Below are 19,232 nucleotides of genomic sequence, written 5' to 3' on the forward strand. Positions count from 1 at the left end.
GCTGAGCCGTCGGAGAGCCGTCGGCTCAGCGGGCGTCCCCTCCTTGGCCCTCCTTCATAGCGTGAATGCTGTCAATACCCAATACACGGTATTCCAGGCCGAGTTGGGGTCGGCGCAGTGTGGGGGCAGCCTGTAGGGGGGGGTCGCGATGGAGTCCACGGGGTTGTCCCCAGAAGCCTCGCGCATACGGGGATCGGGCGCCGGGCGGGGTGTGCTGGAGGGGGCGTTCGCGCTGCTGGAGGGGCTCGCCGGGGTGGATGACGCCGGGCTGAGCGACCTGGCGGCCCGGGCGGGACTGCCCAAGGCGACCGCGCACCGGCTGCTCGACCAACTGGCGGGTCTTGGCGCGGTGGAGCGCCGGGACGGCCGCTACCGCATGGGCGCGACGGTCGCGCGCCTCGGGCGCGCCTGGCGGACCCATCGGATGGTGGAGAGAGCCGCCGCTCTGCCGCTGCGGCGTCTCGCGGCGGCGACCGGGGGCGGCGCGGCCGCGGTGGCTCCCTGCGCCGGTGACATGGTGGTCGTCGCCTGGCTGCCGGGGTCGGCGGACGCGGTCTTCCCTTTCCCCGCCGGTGCGGTCGTGCCGCCGGGCAGCGCGGCCGACATCGTCCTCGCGGCGTCCGGCACCGCGACGCAGGCGCCCGCCGGCTACTCCGCCGCCGAATGGTCACGCCAGGTCGGCCGGGCACGGGAGCACGGCGTGGCTGTACAGCACTCGGAGGGGGAGGTGCCCATGTGCTGCGTGGTGGCCCCGGTGCGTGCCCGGTCCGGGGCCGGGGTCGCCGCCCTCGGAGTGACGCTCCTCGACAGCCGTCGACAGGGCCCCGCCGTGGATGCCGTCAAGCACGCGGCCCGCGCGGCCGGTGTGAACCTGGCCCGTATGCCCGCCGCCCGGCAGCTGTGACCGTGAGCCGGACATGGCTCGCTGGGCAGATTGGACCCGGCCCGGGTGGATCCCGTGGTTCTGCGGCTTTTCGGCCCACCCCGAAAGTCCAGGCGCGCGGGGCCCGCACGCGATGAACTGACCCGCGGCATCCAGTCGCCCTCTGCGGGCGGCTCCACCGACGTGACGGTCAGGAGACCAGCCACATGGCCATGCTTCGCAGGACAAGACGTGCCGTGCCCGCGATCGCCGCCGTCCTCGCCGGGGGAGCACTCGCTCTCTCGGGCGCGGGCAGCGCACAGGCGACCGGCCACACCTCCGCCGCCATGCGGCCGATGGACGGCGGCACCTGTACCGGGAACTGGCACTACATCGGGAGCCCGGGGAACTTCTCTATGTACGGCGAATACGCCGGGCAGGTGCAGCAGCTCTGGGACTCCTCCTGCAACCAGACCCAGGCCCACTGGCAGTGGGCGGGGCAGTTCCAGAGCGACCACGCCCGCGACAATCCCACGGTCTGCGTCGCCTTGGTCTCGCCCACCTCGGGCAAGGTCGAGCCGTACGCCTGCGGCGACATCAACCAGAAGAACGTCTCCTCGTACGGCTGGGTGCACGACGGCAACCCGGACGACTGGCGCGCCCAGGCCAACATGTGGACGGCGAACCGCAATTGCTACAACGACGCCTGGGGCACCGACCACTGGTACGGCGGGGCGGACTGGGCCTCGCCGCATGACGGCGGGGGCTGCTGAAGCTCATGCGCGTACGACTCGGCCCGAGCGGTGGACGCACCGCTCGGGCCGAGTTCTTCAGTGGTTCACACGCCCGGGTCAGCCGGCCAGCTTCGCCAGGGCGGCATCGATCCGGGCCAAGGTCCGCTCCTTGCCCAGGATCTCCAAGGACTCGAAGAGCGGCAGGCCGACCGTGCGGCCGGTGACGGCCACGCGGACCGGGGCCTGCGCCTTGCCCAGCTTGAGACCGTGTTCCTCACCGGCGGCGAGAACGGCTTCCTTCAAGGACTCGGGGCGCGTCCAGTCGGCCGACTCAAGGTTGGCGCGAGCCGTCTTCAACAGGGCGTCCGAGCCGTCCTTCATGGCCTTCGCCCACGACGCCTCGTCCTCGACCGGCTCCTTGAGGAACATGAAGTCGACGTTGGCCGTGATGTCCGAGAGCACGGCCAACCGCGTCTGGGCGTGGGGCGCGAGCGCCTCCCAGGCCGCCTGATCGAAGTCCTCGGGCGCCCAGCCGGCGTACGGCGCACGCAGCCACGGCCGGCACGCCTCGATGAACTCGCCCAGGGGGAGCCCACGTACGTACTCGCCGTTGAACGCGGTCAGCTTCTTGATGTCGAAGAAGGCGGGGGAGGTGTTGACGTCCTCGACGCGGAACCTCTGCTCCAACTCGTCGTACGGCCGCAGCTCGACGTCGTCGCCCGGACCCCAGCCGAGGAGCATCAGGTAGTTGGTCATCGCCGCCGGGAGAAACCCCTCGGCGAGGTAGTCCTCCAGAGCCACCTTGTCGCGGCGCTTGGACAGTTTCTGCCGCTTCTCGTTGACGATGACCGGGAGGTGTGCCCACGCCGGAGGCTCGGCGCCGAGCGCCTGCCACAGCAACTGCTGCTTGGGCGTGTTCGACAGGTGCTCCTCGCCCCGGATGACCTGGGTGATCCCCTCATCGAGGTCGTCGACGACGTTCGCGATGAGGAACACGGGGGAGCCGTCACCGCGGGCGATCACGAAGTCCTCGATGGCGGAGTTCGGGAAGCTCGGCTCGCCCCGGATCAGGTCCACGACGACCGTCGCGCCCTCGTCGGGAGTACGGAACCGCAGCGCCCGCCCCTCCGTGTACTCCAGCCCGCGTTCGCGGCAGAAGCCGTCGTAGCCGAGCTGCTGGGACCCGGTCCGCTCCTGGACCTGCTCCCGTGTGCAGTCGCAGTAGTACGCGCGCCCGGCCGCGTGGAGCTGCTGCGCGGCTTCGCGGTGCCGGTCGGCGTTCTGCGACTGGAAGTACGGGCCTTCGAACGCGGGGTCCGTCTCGGAGATCCCGATGGCGGCGAGGGCGTTGATGATGCCGTCGATCCACTCGGGTTTGTTGCGCGCGGTGTCGGTGTCCTCGATCCGCAGGACGAACTTCCCGCTGGACTGTCGTGCGACGGCCCAGTTGTAGAGAGCGGACCTGGCTCCTCCGACGTGGAACATGCCGGTCGGAGAAGGAGCGAAACGTACACGTACTGGGGCAGCGGACATGTCCGCAAGCGTACCGATTAGTTGCGCGTGCGTGTGCGGCCGCAGGAACTGTTCGGCGAGGTGGGTGCGTCCTGAGAGGGGTGTGCGGTTCGGCTCGACTCGCTTGGGGGACGGTGTGAAGGCTGGCATGGCCAAGCCAGGTGAACGACGTGATGGTCTGAAGGCCGAACATGTCGTGGGACTGGGCGCGTTGCTCAGTGGCGCCGCGCTCTTCGAGCGGGTGCCGAGGTTCGTCTCCGGGCGTGAGTACGTGCTGTGCCATGCGTCGCCGACACTCGATCATCTGACGCTCACGGCCCTCGCCCTGGTGGTGACGGCCGGGGTCGCCGCCGTGGCGGGCGGCATCATGATCCAGTCGCAGAGGTCCCCGCGCGCCGCCGTGCCGGTCATCTGGCTCGTGACCGTGGTCGCCCTCCTGGTCGCGGCGGACCGGGTGGACGCGCATGGCGCGGCGTTGGCGGCGCGGAAGGCGGCGACGGCCTTCACGGAGGGCGCGTGCGATTACGCACCGCAGGACTACGTGGCGACGCCGGGCTGGTTCTCCTGGTGAGCTCGGAGAGGTCATCGTTCGCCATACGTACGACGTGCCGTCTCGCGCGTCGTGCTGTCGCGATCGCATCCGCCACACGCTTCAGGCGTCAGCGATGAGTTCGGGCGGCGCATCGGGTCTGCCCTGGCATGACTCGAACCATCGCTGACATCTCGATCTCGCTCGACGGCTCCGTCACCGGGCCCGACCTCGGCCCGGACAACGGTCCGGGCACCGGCGGCGAGGCACCTGACGTACGACGTCTTCCGGTGATCCGATGACCACTGTCAACGCCAACGGGATCGACTTGGGCATCGAGTCGTTCGGTGACGACGACGCGCCACTCCTCCTGCTCGCGGGCGGGACGACGATGCTCTCCTGGCCCGACGCGCTGTGCGAGCGCCTCGCCGCGGGCGGGCGCCGTGTGGTGCGCTACGACCTGCGCGACAGCGGGGAGTCGACGACGTCGGATCCGGAGGCGCCCGCCTACACCCTGCGCGGCCTCGCCGCGGACGCGGCGGCCCTCGCCGACGCGCTCGGCGGGGGGCCCGCGCACCTCGCGGGGATCGGCGTCGGCGGGATGGTCGCCCAGGTGGCCGTGCTCGACCATCCGGGCGCGTTCTCGGCGCTCACCCTGGTCGGCACCCGCGCGGTCGCCCCCGGCCCGCCCGACGATGACCTCCCCGCCCATGACCAGGCGACGATGAGCCGGCTGTTCGCGCGTCCGATGCCCGACTGGACCGACCGCGATGCGGTTGCGGAGTTCGCCGCCGCGGGCGCGGAGATCCTCGGCGACGACCCCGCCGCCGCGCGCGCCGTCGCTGCCCGCATCTGGGACCGCACGCCCGGCACCGCACCCCCGGTCCAGATGGCCAACCAGATGGGCATGGTGTTCTCCAGGCTGGACTGCACACCCCGCTGGCGCGAGCGCCTCCCCGAGATCGAGGTCCCCACACTCGTCGTCCACGGCCACCGCAACCGGTTCTTCCCCATCGGCAACGGCGAGGCGATCGCCCGCGAGATCCCCGGAGCACGCCTGCTCGTCCTCAAGGAGGCCGCCATCGCGATCCCGGATGCGGCGGTCGACGAGGTCAGCGAGGCGATGCTCACGCTCGGAAATTGCGGAGTCCCGCCCGGGTAGGTGTCGCGAGCCGCTCGTCACCGGTGGCGATGGCGTGCCACCGCACGTACTCAGCCGATCGTGACGACATGTGCCCAGGGCGGTGGGGTGTCCGGGGTGTAGTCGGGGTTGTTCTCGTGCGTGGTGTGGGTTGGGCGGGGGAAGAGGCCGACGACTGTGCGGCAGGGGGGTTGGGTGGAGGGCCAGGGGGTTTGGCCGTCTGTCAGGGCGACGATCACGTCCGGGCGGGGGCCGGAGGTGAGTGCCCGGGCGAAGCCGGAGCGCAGGTCTGTTCCGCCGCCGCCGATCAGCGCGATGTTCTCGGCGCGGCAGAGCGGGACGGCGACCCCGGCCGCCGCGTCGCAGGAGATCACCGAGACCAGGTCGCGCCGCCCGCCCACCGCCCGGGAGATCGCGGCCACTTCGAGGAGTGCGCTGCCCAGTTCGGTGTCGCTCACCGAACCGGATGTGTCGATCACGACGCAGACCCGGGGCGGCGTACGGCGCAGGCTCGGCAGCAGCACACCGGGGACACTGGCCGAGCGGCGGGACGGGTGCCGGTAGCTGTGGTTCTCGCCCACCCCCGGCGCACCCGCCGCCGAGCGGACCGCCGCTCCCAGCAACTGCCGCCACGGCTGCGGCGGATGGAACGCCTCGTCCGCCCATCGGCGCCACCCCTCCGGCGCGTCTCCCGGTCGGCCCTTGATCCCCTCGGCGACCCGGAAGCGGACCGCGTCCCGCTGCTGTCTGCTCAGCCCGTGTGCCCCGTCGGGCCCCAGCTCCCAGGGCCGGTGGAGCCCGTCCGCGCCACTGCCGCAGTCCAGCCAGGCCAGGTCCGCGGCGAGCCCGGACATCGACGCCGTCCGCAGGTACTCCTCCATCAGCAGCCCGTCGTCCAGCCCCAACAGCGACGGCAGCACCGCCCCGGCAGGCAGGGGCAGACCGTCACCGTAGATGTCGTCGTTGATCTCGAAGTCGGCGGCGATGTTCCGCCGCAGCCTCCCCCAGCCTTCGGCCGGGGGGACCCCCATCTCGCTTCGCTCGCCCGGCCCGTACGCCTCGTGCTCGCGCGCATACCGCTCGCCCCGCCCGTGGTGGTCCCGGAGCAGATGGGAGACCTCGTGCACCCAGACGCCCGCCAGCTCCTCCACGGGGGTGCGTGCCACGAAGCCGGGGGAGACGTAGCAGCGCCAGTGCGCGTCCACCGCCATCGTCGGAACCGACCGGTCCTCCACCACGTGCAGTGCGAAGAGCGCGGCGGCCAGATACGGACGGACCTTCACCGCGTGCAGCCGGGCGGCCAGCAACTTGTCCAAGTCCAGAGGGAGGTCTGGCCCGCCGGTTCTCCCATTCGAGCCAGCCGTCGGCACTGTGGCCCGCACCGGGCGCGGTGGCGCGGGCCGGGGGATCGGGCGCTGCGCGGCCCCCGTCATCGGCCCACCCCCGTCGTACGACCTGCGTCGGCCGCCGCCATGACCCGGCCCACCGACCGGTCCGCCCGCCGGGCGAGACCGACCACCCCTGCCAGCCGCTCCAACGTCTCCGGCACCTCCCAGTCGTCGCGCCGCAGCGCGGCCAGCGCCGTCGCCGGGGCGACCAGCAGGTCTGGAGTGCCGGTCTCCAGCGCCCGGGCCAGCACCGCCCAGCCCGCCTCCCACCGCTCCCGCTCCGGCCGCGCCCCGACGGCGGCCACCACCGCCTCCAGCGTTGCCTGGCGCAGATCGCCCCGTACCGGAAGCTCGGCGCGGGCCGGATCGGCCAGCAGCGACTCCGGGTCCGGCAGGTCCATCCGGTCCAGATGGGCGAGGAGTTCGAGCCCCGGGCCGTCCCCCACCGCGCCCCGTACCAGCAGCGCCAGCACTTCCCGGGACACGGAGGCCGCCGTGCCGAAGGCCAGCAGGGTCAACGCGGCCTCCCAGCTCCGGGGCGAGGGCCAGGCACCGCCGCGCCGCGTCTCGGAGCTCGGCAGCCGGTGGATCAGGGTCGGCCGGGCTTTGAGGAAGCCGCAGACCGCGCGCCGGGCGAGAGCAACCGCCTCCGGCAGCCGTTCCGGTACCAGCCGGGGCAACTCCGCCCGGGGCCAGACCCCACCGAGTCCACGCACCACCACCTCCTGGTCGTGCACCCAGTACAGATGCACGAACCGGTTGGCCAGCGGCGGGCTCAGCTCCCACCCGTCCGCCGCCGACGCGCGCGGATTGGCGGCGGCCACGATCCTTACCCCGGGCGGGAGTTGGAGGGCACCGACCCTGCGCTCCAGGACGACCCGGAGCAGTGCGGCCTGGACGGCGGGGGTGGCGGTGGAGAGTTCGTCGAGGAAGAGCAGTCCCCGTCCGGCGCGTACGAGTTCCACGGCCCACTGCGGCGGAGCCATCGGCACCCCCTGCGTCGCCGGGTCGTCGCCCACGATGGGCAGCCCGGAGAAGTCGGACGGCTCGTGGACGCTGGCGATCACGGTGGTCAGCGGCAGGTCGAGGGAGGTGGCGAGCTGCGTCAGAGCCGCGGTCTTGCCGATGCCCGGCTCGCCCCAGAGCAGTACGGGCAGGTCGGCCGCGACAGCCAGGGTGAGCGCTTCGAGCTGCTCGTCGGGGCGCGGCTCGGTGGTGGTCGTCCGCAGGAGGGTGAGGAGGTCGTGGGCCACGGCGAGGTGGGTGCCGGTTGCGGTTGCGTGGGCATCGGTGGTCGGGATGGGAGTGGGCAGGAGGGTGCTGATGGTCATGGGCATCACCTGGGGTGGGATATGGGGACGGTACGGTCGGCCCGTCCCGGAAGTCGTGGGGGCGTGCGGCGCGTAATACGCGGTGGCGAAAGGGATTTGGGCGGCGAGGCCTGCCGGTCAGAGGTCAGGCGAGGACGGTGCGGGGGTGGGCCCGGCTGCTCCGCTTGTTGCGTACTTCCGGAGGCGTACGGCGGTTGAGTCGGGGACGATGGCCCGCGTCCGCGTGCCCGACGCCAGAGGGCGCCGCGCTGGGGTGCACGGAGATCAGTCCCGAGCGGAAGAGCCCGTGGTCGATGCGGCGGGCCGCGGCCGACTCCAGTTCCTCCCGCAGCGGCCCGTCGCGCAGCATCGCACCCGCACCGAGCAGCCCCTCGACCACGGCCAACGCCCCGACGACGTCACCATGGTCGAGTCGCTCCCGGACCGCGGGCAGTGCCTCCGGATTACGGTGCACCGCGTCGATCGCCCGCAGACAGGGCAGCCCCGGCCCGCCGAGCGCCACCAGCAGTTCCTCCCGGCGCAGTTGGGCCGGGTCGTGGTCGATCGCCGTCAACACCCCGTCGTGAAGGGCGATCCGGTGGACTTCGCCCCGGCAGTCCACGCGGTGGGGGTCGCCGGGTTCGGGGGTATGGGCGACCAACGGTGCCGAGTCGAACGCTGTCAGTGCTGCGGCGACGAGCGGATGCAGTCGGTCGGCCGCGACCAGCCCGGCCCGCAGCAGCTCCAGATCAGGAAGGACCCGGGCCGCCGCCTCCGGCAGTACGGGAAGCGCCGCGATCTCCTGCGGCGGCAGCGAATCCCGCAGCCGCCTGAACGTCGGGGCATGGCTGTCGTCGGGGGCGACGAGTTCGAGCACGGCGTGGCTCCGCGCACCGAGCCGCACGGCGAAGACCCCGCGAGGGCGCCCCTCGGCCCGCAACAGCAACTCCGCCTCGGCGGCCCAACGTGCCATAGACCAAGGGGAGTTGTGGTCTGTATCAGACCGAACCGGCAGACCGGGTGCCTGGCCCCTGTCGGGCGGGGCAACGAACGGCATTTCGCCCGCGCCGCACCGCCGCGCCAGCTCACCGCTCCGCCCGGCGTCCCAGAGATGCCGGTGCAGATCGAGCCGGAAGCGTCGGTCGGGATGCGGGTGTGGATGCGGATGGTGCCCCGGGGCGCCGTTCCCGGACCCCTCCCACAGGGCCAGGGATATCCGCTGTCCCGCGTCGGCCCAGGCCGGAGGTGTCCGCACCACCAGCTGCAACGGTGTGGCGTCGGTGCTCCCGTAATGGGCCAGACAGAGGGTGAGGCCGGGCCGGAGCCGCCCATCGGGGGCGATCCGGGGCATGTGCCAGCGGAGCAGATCCGGCGCGAGGCGGCGCAGATCCGCACGGAGGCGGGTGACGAGATCGGTGCCGTGGCGATCGCGCACGGCGTGCAGATCGAGATCGACGTCGATCCGGGCGGCGGCGCAGGCCCCTGCCCAGTCACCGACCGCACGCCGTGCGGTCGCGTTCTCGATCATGGACGGTGGCACGGCGTACTCGCGCACGCGCTGCCACATCAACAGGCGGGTCGGAATGCCGTTCGCGAAGTGATGTGCCATCAGCACTCACCTTGCACGAACGATTCCCCCATTCCGTACGAGGAGAAGTTCTTCATCCCCGGCATCGTGAGCACGCCCATGACGATCTGTCACTCCTCATTTGTATCCGGTAGGTATCAGGAAGCGCTTGGTTGCCCATCGAATCCGGGCGTCGGCCCACTGTGGAGGTGCCCGCGGGGAGCTGGTGTGCGATCGTTCCTCCGGGCAGTGTCACCCGGCCTGACCTGCGCGTTCGGGTCGCGGAGTGCCCGCCGGAACGGGTCGCGTGTTCACACGTGTGACGCCGTCGCCGCGTCCGGTCTCTGCCGTATCGTTCCTTTCAGGTCACCGGCTGTATGCGCACCGCCGGGATCGCTCGCCCGGATCGTTCTGACAGGAGTTACTGCCCGTGTCCTCGTCCGCCCCGGCTGGGGCCTCTTCGCGGCCTGTCCGTGTGTTGCTGGTGGAGGACGACGAGCTGATGCGCCGGTCCTTCACCGTCGCCCTTGAGCGCTACGGCTACGAGATGGCGGCCGCGGCCGATGGGCTGGAGGGGCTTGAGCTCTTCCGGGATCGGGATGAGGGCTTCGACCTGCTCATTCTCGATGTGATGCTGCCCGGCCTCGACGGGATCGGGCTGTGCCGCAGAGTGCGGGAGACCAGCTTGGTGCCCGTCCTGATGATGTCCGCCCGTGGCGACGGGCTCGATGTCGTCGCCGGTCTGGAGGCCGGGGCGGACGACTACGTGGTCAAGCCCGTCGACACATACGTACTCGTGGCACGTATCCGCTCGCTGCTGCGGCGGGCGACGTACGCGCCGACCGCTCCGGGGCCTGAGAACGCCTCGGACGCGGCGATGCCCTCCGAGGGGGAGGTGCTGGTCTTCGGGGACCTGACCATCGACACCGCCGGCATGGAGGTGTCGATCTCCGGAAGCCCGGTGGCGCTGACGCCGACCGAGCTGAAGCTGCTCCTTGAGTTCGCCGCCCACCCGGGCGTCGTCCTGGAGCGGCACACCCTGTTGCGTGACGTCTGGGAGTACGGCTGGGACGGCGACAGCCGGGTGGTGGATCTGTGTGTGCAGCGGCTGCGCCGGAAGCTGGGGCGGGAGCGGATCGAGACGGTCCGCGGTTTCGGCTACAAGTTCAGGCGTTGAGACGGGTGCGTGTGTTCCACCGGCTGCGGTCGGCCCGCGCGTCCCTGCGCTGGAAGATCGCCGCGCTGGCCGCGGCCACGGCATGCCTGGTCGTGGCGGCGGTGGGTGTGCTGGTGCACCTGTGGATCGCGCAGGACATCCGCGACCGGGCCGAGGCGCGGGCCTTCAACAGCGTCTACTCGGCCATGGACGTATACCGGCGCACCGGAACGCTGGCGGACGGCGCACAGCTCGACCCGGCCGACCTGCCCGCCGCACTGCGCAACCCGGCCGACGGCGATCGGCACACCGCCTACGACGGGCACGTCGACGGCAACGCCGGGCCGAGCTACTGGGGAGCCCAGCGGACCGGCGGACCGGGCAGCCCGGTGCTCGCGGTCGAGGCCAACATGAACGGTGAGCTCTACACCCTGCGTCGGCTCGACATGACCATGACGGTGGCCTCGCTGGCCGCGCTCGCGGCGGCCACACCCCTCGCGGTGTACGGGGCCGGGCTGCTCGCCCGCAGGCTGCGGCGTGTCTCGGAGACCGCGGGCCGGATCTCCGCCGGGGACCTGGACGCCCGGACCGGGCCCACCAAGGGCCACGACGAGGTGGCCGAGATCGCCGCCACCGTCGACCTCATGGCCGACAGCCTCGGCCAACGGCTGCGCACCGAGCGCCGGTTCACCGCGGATGTGGCCCATGAGTTGCGTACGCCCGTAGGCGGTCTGCTTGCCGCCGCCGACCTGTTGCCGCCCGGCGAGACGGAGGATCTGCTGCGGGCGCGAGTACGTGATCTGCGCGGTCTGGTCGAGGACCTCCTTGAGATCTCCCGTCTGGATGCGGGCGCCGAACAACCCGTCCGCGCCCGGGTGCCGCTCGGCGCCGTCGTCCGCGAGGCCGTGACACGTACCGGCTTCGACGCCGAGGTCAACGTCGTCGACGGCGCGGACTTCACCGTGGAGACCGACCCGCGCCGCCTGGAGCGGATCGTGAGCAACCTCGTCGTCAACGCCCACCGGCACGGCGACACCCCGGTGCAGGTCACCGTCGAGGGACGTACGGTCGTCGTACGCGACCACGGACCCGGCTTCCCGAAGGACCTGCTGGTCCATGGCCCGCGCCGGTTCCAGACGGGCGCGACGGAACGCGGCTCGGGCCATGGCCTGGGCCTGACCATCGCCCTGGGACAAGCCCGGCTTCTCGGCGCCGAGCTGCGCTTCGACAACGCCCCGGACGGCGGCGCCGTCGCCACCCTGCGCCTGCCGGACTGACGTCCACGTAGCGGCCCCTACACAACTGCTACGAAGCAGAGCGGACGCCGATACACCGCCGCCCAGGCCCCGATACGTTCCCCGGACACCCTTTGAAGTGCGCATTTCCGCACCTGAAGAGGAGTCCCTGTGAGCGTCACCCCCCTTGCCCCGCACGCGATGCACATCACGCCCGGGGTCGCGGCCGCCACCGCCGACCTGAGCAAGGTCTACGGGAGTGGCGATACGCAGGTCGTCGCTCTGGACCGGGTGAGCATCGACTTCCGCGAGGGTGAGTTCACCGCGATCATGGGGCCCTCCGGCTGCGGCAAGTCCACCCTGATGCACTGCGCCGCCGGACTCGACACCCCCACCTCCGGGTCCGTGCGCATCGGCACCACCGAGCTGAGCAGGCTCAACGACCGGCAGCTCACCCAGCTGCGCCGGGACCGGATCGGCTTCATCTTCCAGGCGTTCAACCTGCTGCCGACGCTGACCGCCCTTGAGAACATCACGCTGCCGCTGACCATCGCCGGACGCCGCCCCGACCGGCAGTGGCTGGACCGTGTGGTCGCGATGGTCGGTCTCTCCGAGCGTCTCGGCCACCGGCCCGCGCAGCTCTCCGGCGGGCAGCAGCAGCGCATCGCGGTCGCCCGCGCGTTGGCCTCGCAGCCCGCGATCATCTTCGGTGACGAGCCCACCGGAAACCTCGACTCGCGCGCCGGGGCCGAAGTCCTCGGCTTCCTGCGCGACTCGGTGCGCGAACTCGGCCAGACCGTCGTCATGGTCACCCACGACCCGGTCGCCGCCGGTTACGCGGACCGCGTGGTCTTCCTCGCCGACGGCCGCCTGGTGGACGAGATGACCCGCCCCACCCCGGACCGGGTCCTGGACCTCATGCTGCGTTTTCCTGGGGGAACCCCCCAGACCCCCGACTTCGACGCCCGTACGCGTCGCACCAGCTGACGCGTGCCCCGTCGCCCCAGGTCCGAACCCGCCTCCCGCTCGTATCCGTTCCGGCGAGCCCACGTCCTTGAAAGATCCCATGCTGAGAACAGCCCTGCGCAACGTCCTGGCGCACAAGGCCCGTCAGATCATGACCGTCCTCGCGGTCTGCCTGGGTGTCGCGCTCGTCAGCGGCACCCTCGTCTTCGCGGACTCCACCGCCGAGGCCCACCGCGCCGCCGCGTCGAAGAGCTTCGCCGACATCGCGGTCACCGTCACCGCGAAGGCGTCCCCCTCCGGGACCCCTGCTGACCCCCAGACCAGTGTGCTCGACGACGTGCTCGTGCGGAAACTGGCCGCCGTGCCCGGCGTCGCCACCGTACGACCGTCGGTCGACGGATCGGCCGCTCTGAACGCGGCGGACGGCACCCCGCTGCGGGTGAAGCCGGGAGCGAACCCGGCCGGTGCCTACGTACCCGGCCCGGACGGCAAGGACAGCCGCTACCCGCTGGTCAAGGGCCATGCCCCGAGGCACAGCGGTGAGCTCGCCGTGGACCAAGGCACCGCTGCCGCAGGGCACTTCAGCATCGGCGACACCGTCACGCTGGCCACCGACGGCCCGGTCATGACCAAGCGGCTCGTCGGCATCGTCAGCACCAAGGACACCCGGGTGACCGCCGGCGGCACCCTCGCCCTGTTCGACAAGGCGAGCGCGCAGAAGCTGTTCGCGACCCCGCGCCACTACACCGGCATCGATCTGTCCGCCGCGCCCGGCACCGACCAGTTCCAACTCTCCCGCCGGGTCGCCGACATGCTCCCGGCCGACCGCGCCGAGGCCACCACCGGCGCCGCACAGGCGGGCCAGCAGGCCATCCTCGTCGACACCCTGACCCGGGGCTACGAGAAGCTGCCGATGGTCTTCGCCGGGGTCTCGCTGTTCATCGGCTCGTTCCTGATCGTCAACACCTTCACCATGCTGGTGGCGCGGCGCACCCGTGAGATCGCGCTGCTGCGGGCGATCGGCGCCTCGCGCCGCCAGGTGGCCCGCTCGGTCCTGCTGGAGGCCCTGCTGGTCGGCGTCGTCGCATCGGCGGCCGGTTTCCTGCTCGGTCTCGGGATCGCCTCGGTGCTGCCCGACGTTCTGAGCACCGGTGACAACACACTGCCCCACGGCCCGCTGGTGATCGGCCCGAGCTCTGTCATGGCGGCGCTCGGCGTGGGTGTCGGAGTCACCGTGCTCGCCGCGTGGCTGCCGTCCCGCAGGGCGGCGAGGATCGCGCCCGTCGAGGCGATGCGTACGACGGAACAACCGCCCTCCGCCGCCCGGTCGAGGATCCGTGGTGTGGTGGGCCTTGGCCTGCTCGTCCTCGGCGCCGGTTGGCTGGTGTCGCTCTCCGGCGCGAAGGATGCCTCGGAGGCGAACTTGCAGAGCGCGATGTTCGGTTGTGGCCTGCTCGTCGTCGCCCTGATCGTCCTCGCGCCGCTGCTCGCCGTCCCGGTGATCCGGCTGACCGGACGGCTGACCGGCCGCTTCGGGGTCGTCGGTCATCTCGCCCGGGAGAACGCGCTGCGCGACCCGCGCCGTACCGCGGCCACCGCCGCCACCCTGCTGATCAGCACCGGACTGGTCGCCGGGCTCGCCGTCATCGGCAACTCCACCGGGCAGGCCCTCGACCGCCAGGCTGCGGCCGGGCTCGACGCCGACTACGTCATCAGCTCCCGCACCCCCACGACCGGCGTCGACCCGGCCGCCGTACGGCGGGTGGCCGACACCTCCGGGGTGCGGACCGCGAGCGCCGTCACGGACTCCAGCCTGTTCACCGGCGGCGGCGCCGCGGACATCTCCGGCGTCGACCCCGACACCGTGAACAATGTCATGAAGCTCGACTTCGTCAGCGGCTCCGTCAAGGATCTCGGGCCGGGCCGGATCGCGGTCTCCCAGACCGTCGCCCGGAAGAACGGTGTGACGGCGGGCGGCCAACTCAACGCCCGTATCGGCCTGAAGCAGGAGTTCAAGAAGTACACCGTCGTGGGCGTCTACAAGGACAACCCCATCGCCCACGACGCGCTCGGCGCCCGTACCGAGGTGTCGAAGAACAGCTTCATGCCCGGCTCCATCCAGCGGATCCTCGTCCGTACGGACAGCGGCGCGGTCTCGAAGGCCACCGAGCAGCGGCTGCGCGCCGCCGTCGGCGACAGCCCCCTGCTGAAGGTGGAGAACCGGCAGCAACTCGTCGACGAGGCCGCCGGCACCATGGCCGACCTGCTGAACGTGATGTACGGGATGCTCGCCATCGGCGCCGTGATCGGCGCGCTCGGCATCGTGAACACCCTGGCCATGTCGGTCGCCGAACGCACCCGCGAGATCGGCGCACTGCGCGCCATCGGCATGGACCGCGCGGGTATCCGGCGGATGATCCGTCTTGAAGCGGTGACCGTCGCCGGGTTCGGCACCCTGCTCGGCCTGGCGGGCGGAGTGTTCGGCGCCTGGGCGGTCGGCTCGCTGGCCAACGGCGCGATGGAGCAGTACTCCCTGGCGCTGCCGTGGGGGACGCTGCTCCTCCTGTGCCTGGTCTCCCTCGCGATCGGCGCGCTCGCAGCCGCTGTACCGGCCCGCCGGGCCGCCGCGCTGAGCCCGCTGGAGGCCGTGGCCGAGGCGTGACGAAAGAGGGCCCTGGCGTTTGCCGGGGCCCTTGGCGGCTCCGAGGCGGCGACGTGTATCCGGCGCTCGTTCACGAGGGGTACGGGGCTCAGCGGCGCAGCGCGGTCTCCCGCTGCATGTGCGACAGCTTCTCGGGGTTGCGCACGGCGTAGAGCCCGGTGATGAGGCCGTCGTCGATGCGCACCGCCACGACGGTGTCGATCGCGCCGTCGAGCCGGAGAACCAGCGCCGGGTAGGCGTTGACCTGCTCGGGCCGCAGCGACGACGCGGTGATCTTGCCAAGACCGGCGGCCAGCAGGCGGGCCACCTTGTCGGCGCCCATGACCGGATTCAGGACGGCCTGCTTGACTCCGCCGCCGTCGCCCATGAAGACGACATCCGGCGCGAGGATGTCGAGCAGGCCCTGCAAGTCGCCTGTCGCGGCGGCCCGTTGGAACGCGTCGAGGGCGTGCTGCGTCTCGGCCGGGGAAACGCTCCCACGCGGTCGGCGCGCCGCGACGTGCGTACGTGCCCGGTGTGCGATCTGGCGCACCGCGGCCGGGCTCTTGTCGACCGCCTCGGCGATCTCGTCGTACTCGACGTCGAACACCTCGCGCAGTACGAACACCGCGCGCTCGGTGGGCGCGAGTGTCTCCAGTACGAGCAGCATCGCCATCGAGACACTGTCGGCCAGCTCGACGTCCTCGGCCACGTCGGGCACGGTGAGCAGCGGCGCGGGCAGCCAGGTGCCGACGTAGGACTCCTTGCGGCGGCCGAGCGTACGCAGCCGGATCAGTGCCTGACGTGTGGTGATCCGGACCAGGTAGGCGCGCTGATCCCGCACCGCGCCGAGATCGACACCCGCCCAGCGCAGCCAGGTCTCCTGAAGCACGTCCTCGGCGTCGGCGGCCGAGCCGAGCATCTCGTACGCGACGGTGAAAAGGAGGCTGCGATGGGCGACGAACGCGTCGGTGGCGGTGTCCGTACGTGTGCCCCCGGCGTCCTCTGTACGCGCGGTCTGCTCACTGATCTCGCTCTTCACCGGCTGCTCCTGCCTGTTCGCTCTCAATGGTGCCACGCGCACTAGACACCGGTCCCCGAGGTTTTGTGACACCCACGGGCGGTGGCTCACGTCACACTGACGACCCGTCACAGGGCGTGGGCCGTCGGCATCTTGTGGTCGTTCAGCGCACACCACGAGTGAGGACGAAGCCATGAACGCCCGATTCGACCTGTTCGACAACGAGCTCGCCAACAAGTTCACCAAGCGGTTCGCCAACTCCAGCCTGGTGATCCACCAGTCGTCGCTGCCGAAGTCCACGCAGGAGCTGGTGTCGCTGCGCGCCAGCCAGATCAACGGCTGCGGCTGGTGCATCGACCTGCACACCAAGGAGGCCGCGGCCGCCGGTGAGACCGCGGTCCGGCTCAACCTGGTCGCCGCCTGGCGCGAGTCCACCGTGTTCACCGAGGCCGAGCAGGCAGCCCTGGCACTCGCCGAGGAGGGCACCCGCCTCGCCGACGCGCACCAGGGCGTGTCCGACGAGACCTGGGCGCGGGTGCGCAAGCACTACGACGACGACCAGATCGCCGCGCTGGTCTGCCTGGTCGCCCTGATCAACGCGGCCAACCGGCTCGCCGTGATCGTCCACCAGAAGGGCGGCTCCTACGAGCCCGGCATGTTCGCCGCCGCACTCAACTGACCGCCGACCGCATCCGGCCCGGCCCAGGATCACCCGGGCCGGGCCCGCGGATGCCCGGGCGGCTCCCGAAGCGAGGTGCGAGGGGTGCGGGGCAGGCCGTGGCGTCCGGGGATGAGCAGCTTCACCACGCACCGCCGCCGCGCCTGCGACGAGGGCCTTCCGGCGTACGCCCGGCTGAGCAACCTGCGGTCGTGCCTAGTCCACTTCGCGCCCTACGGCTTCCGGGCCACGTATCACCACCTCTGCGTCAGCGCGGGGATCCCCAGGAATCTGGAGAAGGATCCGAACTCGGTCATACGCGCGGTCGAGGAGCTGCACCGGGCCCGGCAGCTCTGGCTCGCCGACGAGCATGACTATGCCGCCAGGCGCCGAGTGGACGAGGCGCATGGCTTTCGGTAGGTGAGGCTGACGGCGGTCGTCAGCGGATGTCGTGGTCCGGGTGCGTTCGGTCGTACGCGTTCCGTGCCTCGGCGATGTCGGCGCGGTGGGCGAGGGACCAGTCGGCCAGTGCCTTGACCAGGTGGGTCAGGCCCGTCCCGGTCTCGGTCAGGCGGTAGTCGACCTGGGCCGGGACGGTCGGGTAGACGGTGCGCAGTACGAGGCCGTCGCGTTCCAATCGGCGCACGGTGAGGGTCAGCATGCGCTGGGAGATGCCGTCGACGGCACGCTGAAGTTCGCGGAACCGGCGTGGCCCGCCCGCGAGTTCGACGATGACGAGTACCGACCACTTGTCCCCGATGCGGTCCAGGACGTCGCGGATGCCGCAGTCGGGGTGCTCCGCGCGCCCGCAGGGGTCGAGGTCGGCGGGGGTGGTGGTTACCCCGGTGTGCGTGGGTGACATCAAACTGCCTTCTTGTGGGCGTCGAATGGTGCGTCGAGGATCCATCGTAGTTACCGATGAGAACCACGACGGAAGACGGCGATTGACATGATCTTGGTGACCGGAGCCAACGGGAGCCTCGGCTCGGCCACTCTGGCGGCACTGCGTGCTCGTGGCGCCGCTGCGACGGGCGGCAGTCGTACGCCGGGGGAGGGTATGCGGCGCCTCGACTTCGACGACCGCGCGAGCCTCGACTTCACCGGTGTGTCGACTCTCGTGCTGATCTCCGCCGGTTACGCCGAGGACGACCAGGTCGTCGAACGGCATGCGGCCGCCCTGGACGCCGCCGTCCGGGACGGTGTCCACCACGTTGTCTACACCAGCCTCACCGGCGCCGGTGACCATCTCGGCTTCGCACTCGCGCACCGGGCGAGCGAACGGCTCGTGCGTGCGAGCGGACTGCCGTGGACGATCCTGCGCAACGGGCTCTACGCCGAGCTCTTCGGCGCTCTGCTGATGTGGTCCGACGACGGTGTGGAGTCCGCGTTCGGCGACGGCGCCCTGGCCGCGGCCGCCCGCGAAGACCTTGCCGAGGCCGCGGCGATCGTCGCGTCGGACCCGGCGCGGCACGACGGACGTACGTATGACCTCGTCGGTACGCCGATCACGGCCGGGCAGGTGGCCGACCGGCTCGGCGTCCGGCACCGGACCATCGGCCTGGGCGAGTACCGGCGCAGGCTCCTCGACGACACGCCGGGGCTGCTGCCGTTCCAGCCGCCCATGCTCACCTCGATCGCCACCGGCATCCGACACGGCTTCCTCGACGGCACCGCCCCCGATCTCGTGGACCTCCTCGACCGCCCCGCCCGCGACCCGCTGGCCACGGCCGCGGCGGTGGCGTCCGCCGCGAGGCCGGGAGGGAGGGTTTAGCGGCGGGCGCGTCTTCTTGTCGGGGCGGGGGATGTGAGAGGAGCCAGTGCGGTCGGCCGCACCGCGCCCGCTGCGGCGGAGGCTCGCAGGAGGTCGGTCAGCTCGTGGGACTGGGCCGGTTCCGTGGTGGGAGCCGCCGCTGTGATGCGGTCCAGCCGGAAGCCCCGGCCCGCCTGTCGCGTCCGGCACCAGGCGATGAGGTACCAGCGGCCGTCGGCGGTGAGCAGTCCGGCCGGTTCCACCAGCCGGTCGCTTTCGTGTCCGGCCGCGTCGACGTAGGACAGCCGCAGCACCGTGTGGGTGGTGAGGGCCTGTTCCACGGTGGTACGAACCGTGGAGTCGGACGGCGAGGGCAGCGTGACGATGCGTGCGGCGAGTTCCTGCGCCGCCGCCGAGGCGGGGCCGGTCATCGAAGCCGCGATCTTCTGGGCCGCCGTGCGGGCCGCACCGGCGTACGGGGCGGACGCGTCGGTCGCGGCGAGGGCGACGGCCAGTGCCGAGGCCTCGTCGGCGGTGAAGTGGATCGGGGGCAGGGTCATTTCCGGGTCGATCGACCAACCCCCGCCCCGCCCGGGTGTGGTGCGCACCGGGACACCGGTCTCCATCAGCGCCTGGAGGTCGCGCTGCACCGTGCGCGTACCCACCTCGAATCGCGCGGCGAGCGCCGCGACCGTCAGCGGCCGCGGCGCCACCGCGCGCAACTCTTCGACGAGTGCATAGAGTCGGGCAGTGCGGTTCATG

General features: G+C 71.6%; 18 protein-coding genes and 1 pseudogene. 12 read left to right on the plus strand and 7 right to left on the minus strand.

The annotated features are described in order from the left end of the window. The first annotated feature begins 163 nt into the window (after nt 1–163). Both ACT1U9_RS31050 and ACT1U9_RS31055 read left to right on the plus strand, forming a co-directional pair. On the plus strand, nt 164–904 hold the full coding sequence (locus tag ACT1U9_RS31050) for a helix-turn-helix domain-containing protein (RefSeq protein ID WP_444535942.1): 741 nt from the start codon (nt 164–166) through the stop codon (nt 902–904). A gap of 185 nt (nt 905–1,089) precedes the next feature. Continuing rightward, on the plus strand, nt 1,090–1,635 hold the full coding sequence (locus ACT1U9_RS31055) for a hypothetical protein (RefSeq protein WP_444535943.1): 546 nt from the start codon (nt 1,090–1,092) through the stop codon (nt 1,633–1,635). Between the two features lie 78 nt (nt 1,636–1,713). Here the strand turns inward: ACT1U9_RS31055 and gltX are convergent, their stop codons facing one another. After that, nucleotides 1,714–3,081 (minus strand): glutamate--tRNA ligase, encoded by a 1,368-nt coding sequence (gene gltX / locus ACT1U9_RS31060; protein ID WP_444539300.1) that lies wholly within the window; start codon nt 3,079–3,081, stop codon nt 1,714–1,716. Nucleotides 3,082–3,256: 175 nt separating this feature from the next. On the opposite strand from gltX, the gene ACT1U9_RS31065 reads away from it, so the two are divergent. The 3 genes and pseudogenes from ACT1U9_RS31065 (at nt 3,257) to ACT1U9_RS31075 (ending at nt 4,799) form a co-directional block, all read left to right on the plus strand. Further along, nucleotides 3,257–3,679 (plus strand): hypothetical protein, encoded by a 423-nt coding sequence (locus ACT1U9_RS31065; protein ID WP_444535944.1) that lies wholly within the window; start codon nt 3,257–3,259, stop codon nt 3,677–3,679. 128 nt (nt 3,680–3,807) lie between these two features. After that, nucleotides 3,808–3,924, plus strand: a pseudogene (locus ACT1U9_RS31070) (dihydrofolate reductase family protein); the annotation flags it as partial. Nucleotides 3,925–3,935: 11 nt separating this feature from the next. Beyond that, entirely contained in the window at nt 3,936–4,799 is an 864-nt protein-coding gene (locus ACT1U9_RS31075) for an alpha/beta fold hydrolase (RefSeq protein ID WP_444535945.1), read from the plus strand. Nucleotides 4,800–4,849: 50 nt separating this feature from the next. Here the strand turns inward: ACT1U9_RS31075 and ACT1U9_RS31080 are convergent, their stop codons facing one another. The 3 genes from ACT1U9_RS31080 to ACT1U9_RS31090 form a co-directional block, all read right to left on the minus strand. Then, entirely contained in the window at nt 4,850–6,094 is a 1,245-nt protein-coding gene (locus ACT1U9_RS31080; RefSeq protein ID WP_444535946.1) for a vWA domain-containing protein, read from the minus strand. A 113-nt stretch (nt 6,095–6,207) separates the two neighbouring features. Then, entirely contained in the window at nt 6,208–7,497 is a 1,290-nt protein-coding gene (locus ACT1U9_RS31085; RefSeq protein ID WP_444535947.1) for an AAA family ATPase, read from the minus strand. A gap of 124 nt (nt 7,498–7,621) precedes the next feature. Beyond that, nucleotides 7,622–9,085 (minus strand): hypothetical protein, encoded by a 1,464-nt coding sequence (locus tag ACT1U9_RS31090; RefSeq protein ID WP_444535948.1) that lies wholly within the window; start codon nt 9,083–9,085, stop codon nt 7,622–7,624. A 433-nt stretch (nt 9,086–9,518) separates the two neighbouring features. On the opposite strand from ACT1U9_RS31090, the gene cseB reads away from it, so the two are divergent. From cseB to ACT1U9_RS31110, 4 genes are all read left to right on the plus strand, one after another. Next, nucleotides 9,519–10,220 (plus strand): two-component system response regulator CseB, encoded by a 702-nt coding sequence (gene cseB / locus ACT1U9_RS31095; protein WP_444535949.1) that lies wholly within the window; start codon nt 9,519–9,521, stop codon nt 10,218–10,220. Next, nucleotides 10,217–11,476 carry a HAMP domain-containing sensor histidine kinase gene (locus ACT1U9_RS31100; RefSeq protein ID WP_444535950.1) on the plus strand — a complete coding sequence of 420 codons (1,260 nt, stop codon included), beginning with the start codon at nt 10,217–10,219 and terminating at the stop codon, nt 11,474–11,476. Before cseB ends, ACT1U9_RS31100 begins: the two co-directional genes overlap by 4 nt. A gap of 159 nt (nt 11,477–11,635) precedes the next feature. Then, nucleotides 11,636–12,421 (plus strand): ABC transporter ATP-binding protein, encoded by a 786-nt coding sequence (locus tag ACT1U9_RS31105; protein ID WP_444539301.1) that lies wholly within the window; start codon nt 11,636–11,638, stop codon nt 12,419–12,421. 79 nt (nt 12,422–12,500) lie between these two features. After that, nucleotides 12,501–15,062 carry an ABC transporter permease gene (locus ACT1U9_RS31110; protein ID WP_444535951.1) on the plus strand — a complete coding sequence of 854 codons (2,562 nt, stop codon included), beginning with the start codon at nt 12,501–12,503 and terminating at the stop codon, nt 15,060–15,062. Nucleotides 15,063–15,150: 88 nt separating this feature from the next. Here the strand turns inward: ACT1U9_RS31110 and ACT1U9_RS31115 are convergent, their stop codons facing one another. Next, nucleotides 15,151–16,083, minus strand: a complete 933-nt coding sequence (locus ACT1U9_RS31115; RefSeq protein ID WP_444535952.1) for an RNA polymerase sigma-70 factor — start codon at nt 16,081–16,083, stop codon at nt 15,151–15,153. A gap of 172 nt (nt 16,084–16,255) precedes the next feature. Between ACT1U9_RS31115 and ACT1U9_RS31120 the strand changes: the two genes are divergently transcribed. Together ACT1U9_RS31120 and ACT1U9_RS31125 are read left to right on the plus strand one after the other, a co-directional pair. Continuing rightward, nucleotides 16,256–16,741, plus strand: a complete 486-nt coding sequence (locus ACT1U9_RS31120; RefSeq protein WP_444535953.1) for a carboxymuconolactone decarboxylase family protein — start codon at nt 16,256–16,258, stop codon at nt 16,739–16,741. 111 nt (nt 16,742–16,852) lie between these two features. Continuing rightward, nucleotides 16,853–17,140 carry a hypothetical protein gene (locus ACT1U9_RS31125; RefSeq protein WP_444535954.1) on the plus strand — a complete coding sequence of 96 codons (288 nt, stop codon included), beginning with the start codon at nt 16,853–16,855 and terminating at the stop codon, nt 17,138–17,140. A gap of 19 nt (nt 17,141–17,159) precedes the next feature. On the opposite strand, the gene ACT1U9_RS31130 is transcribed toward ACT1U9_RS31125, so the two are convergent. Further along, nucleotides 17,160–17,582, minus strand: a complete 423-nt coding sequence (locus ACT1U9_RS31130; protein ID WP_444535955.1) for a winged helix-turn-helix transcriptional regulator — start codon at nt 17,580–17,582, stop codon at nt 17,160–17,162. 87 nt (nt 17,583–17,669) lie between these two features. Here ACT1U9_RS31130 and ACT1U9_RS31135 point away from each other — a divergent pair, with 87 nt between their 5' ends. Next, the gene (locus tag ACT1U9_RS31135) at nt 17,670–18,491 is read left to right on the plus strand and encodes an NAD(P)H-binding protein (protein ID WP_444535956.1); all 822 of its coding nucleotides are present in this window, start codon (nt 17,670–17,672) and stop codon (nt 18,489–18,491) included. On the opposite strand, the gene ACT1U9_RS31140 is transcribed toward ACT1U9_RS31135, so the two are convergent. Continuing rightward, nucleotides 18,488–19,231 carry a helix-turn-helix transcriptional regulator gene (locus tag ACT1U9_RS31140; protein WP_444535957.1) on the minus strand — a complete coding sequence of 248 codons (744 nt, stop codon included), beginning with the start codon at nt 19,229–19,231 and terminating at the stop codon, nt 18,488–18,490. The genes ACT1U9_RS31135 and ACT1U9_RS31140 overlap by 4 nt on opposite strands. Nucleotide 19,232 lies beyond the last annotated feature (1 nt).

Origin of the sequence: Streptomyces sp. BR1 (assembly GCF_052373795.1) — a bacterium.
Classification (GTDB): domain Bacteria; phylum Actinomycetota; class Actinomycetes; order Streptomycetales; family Streptomycetaceae; genus Streptomyces.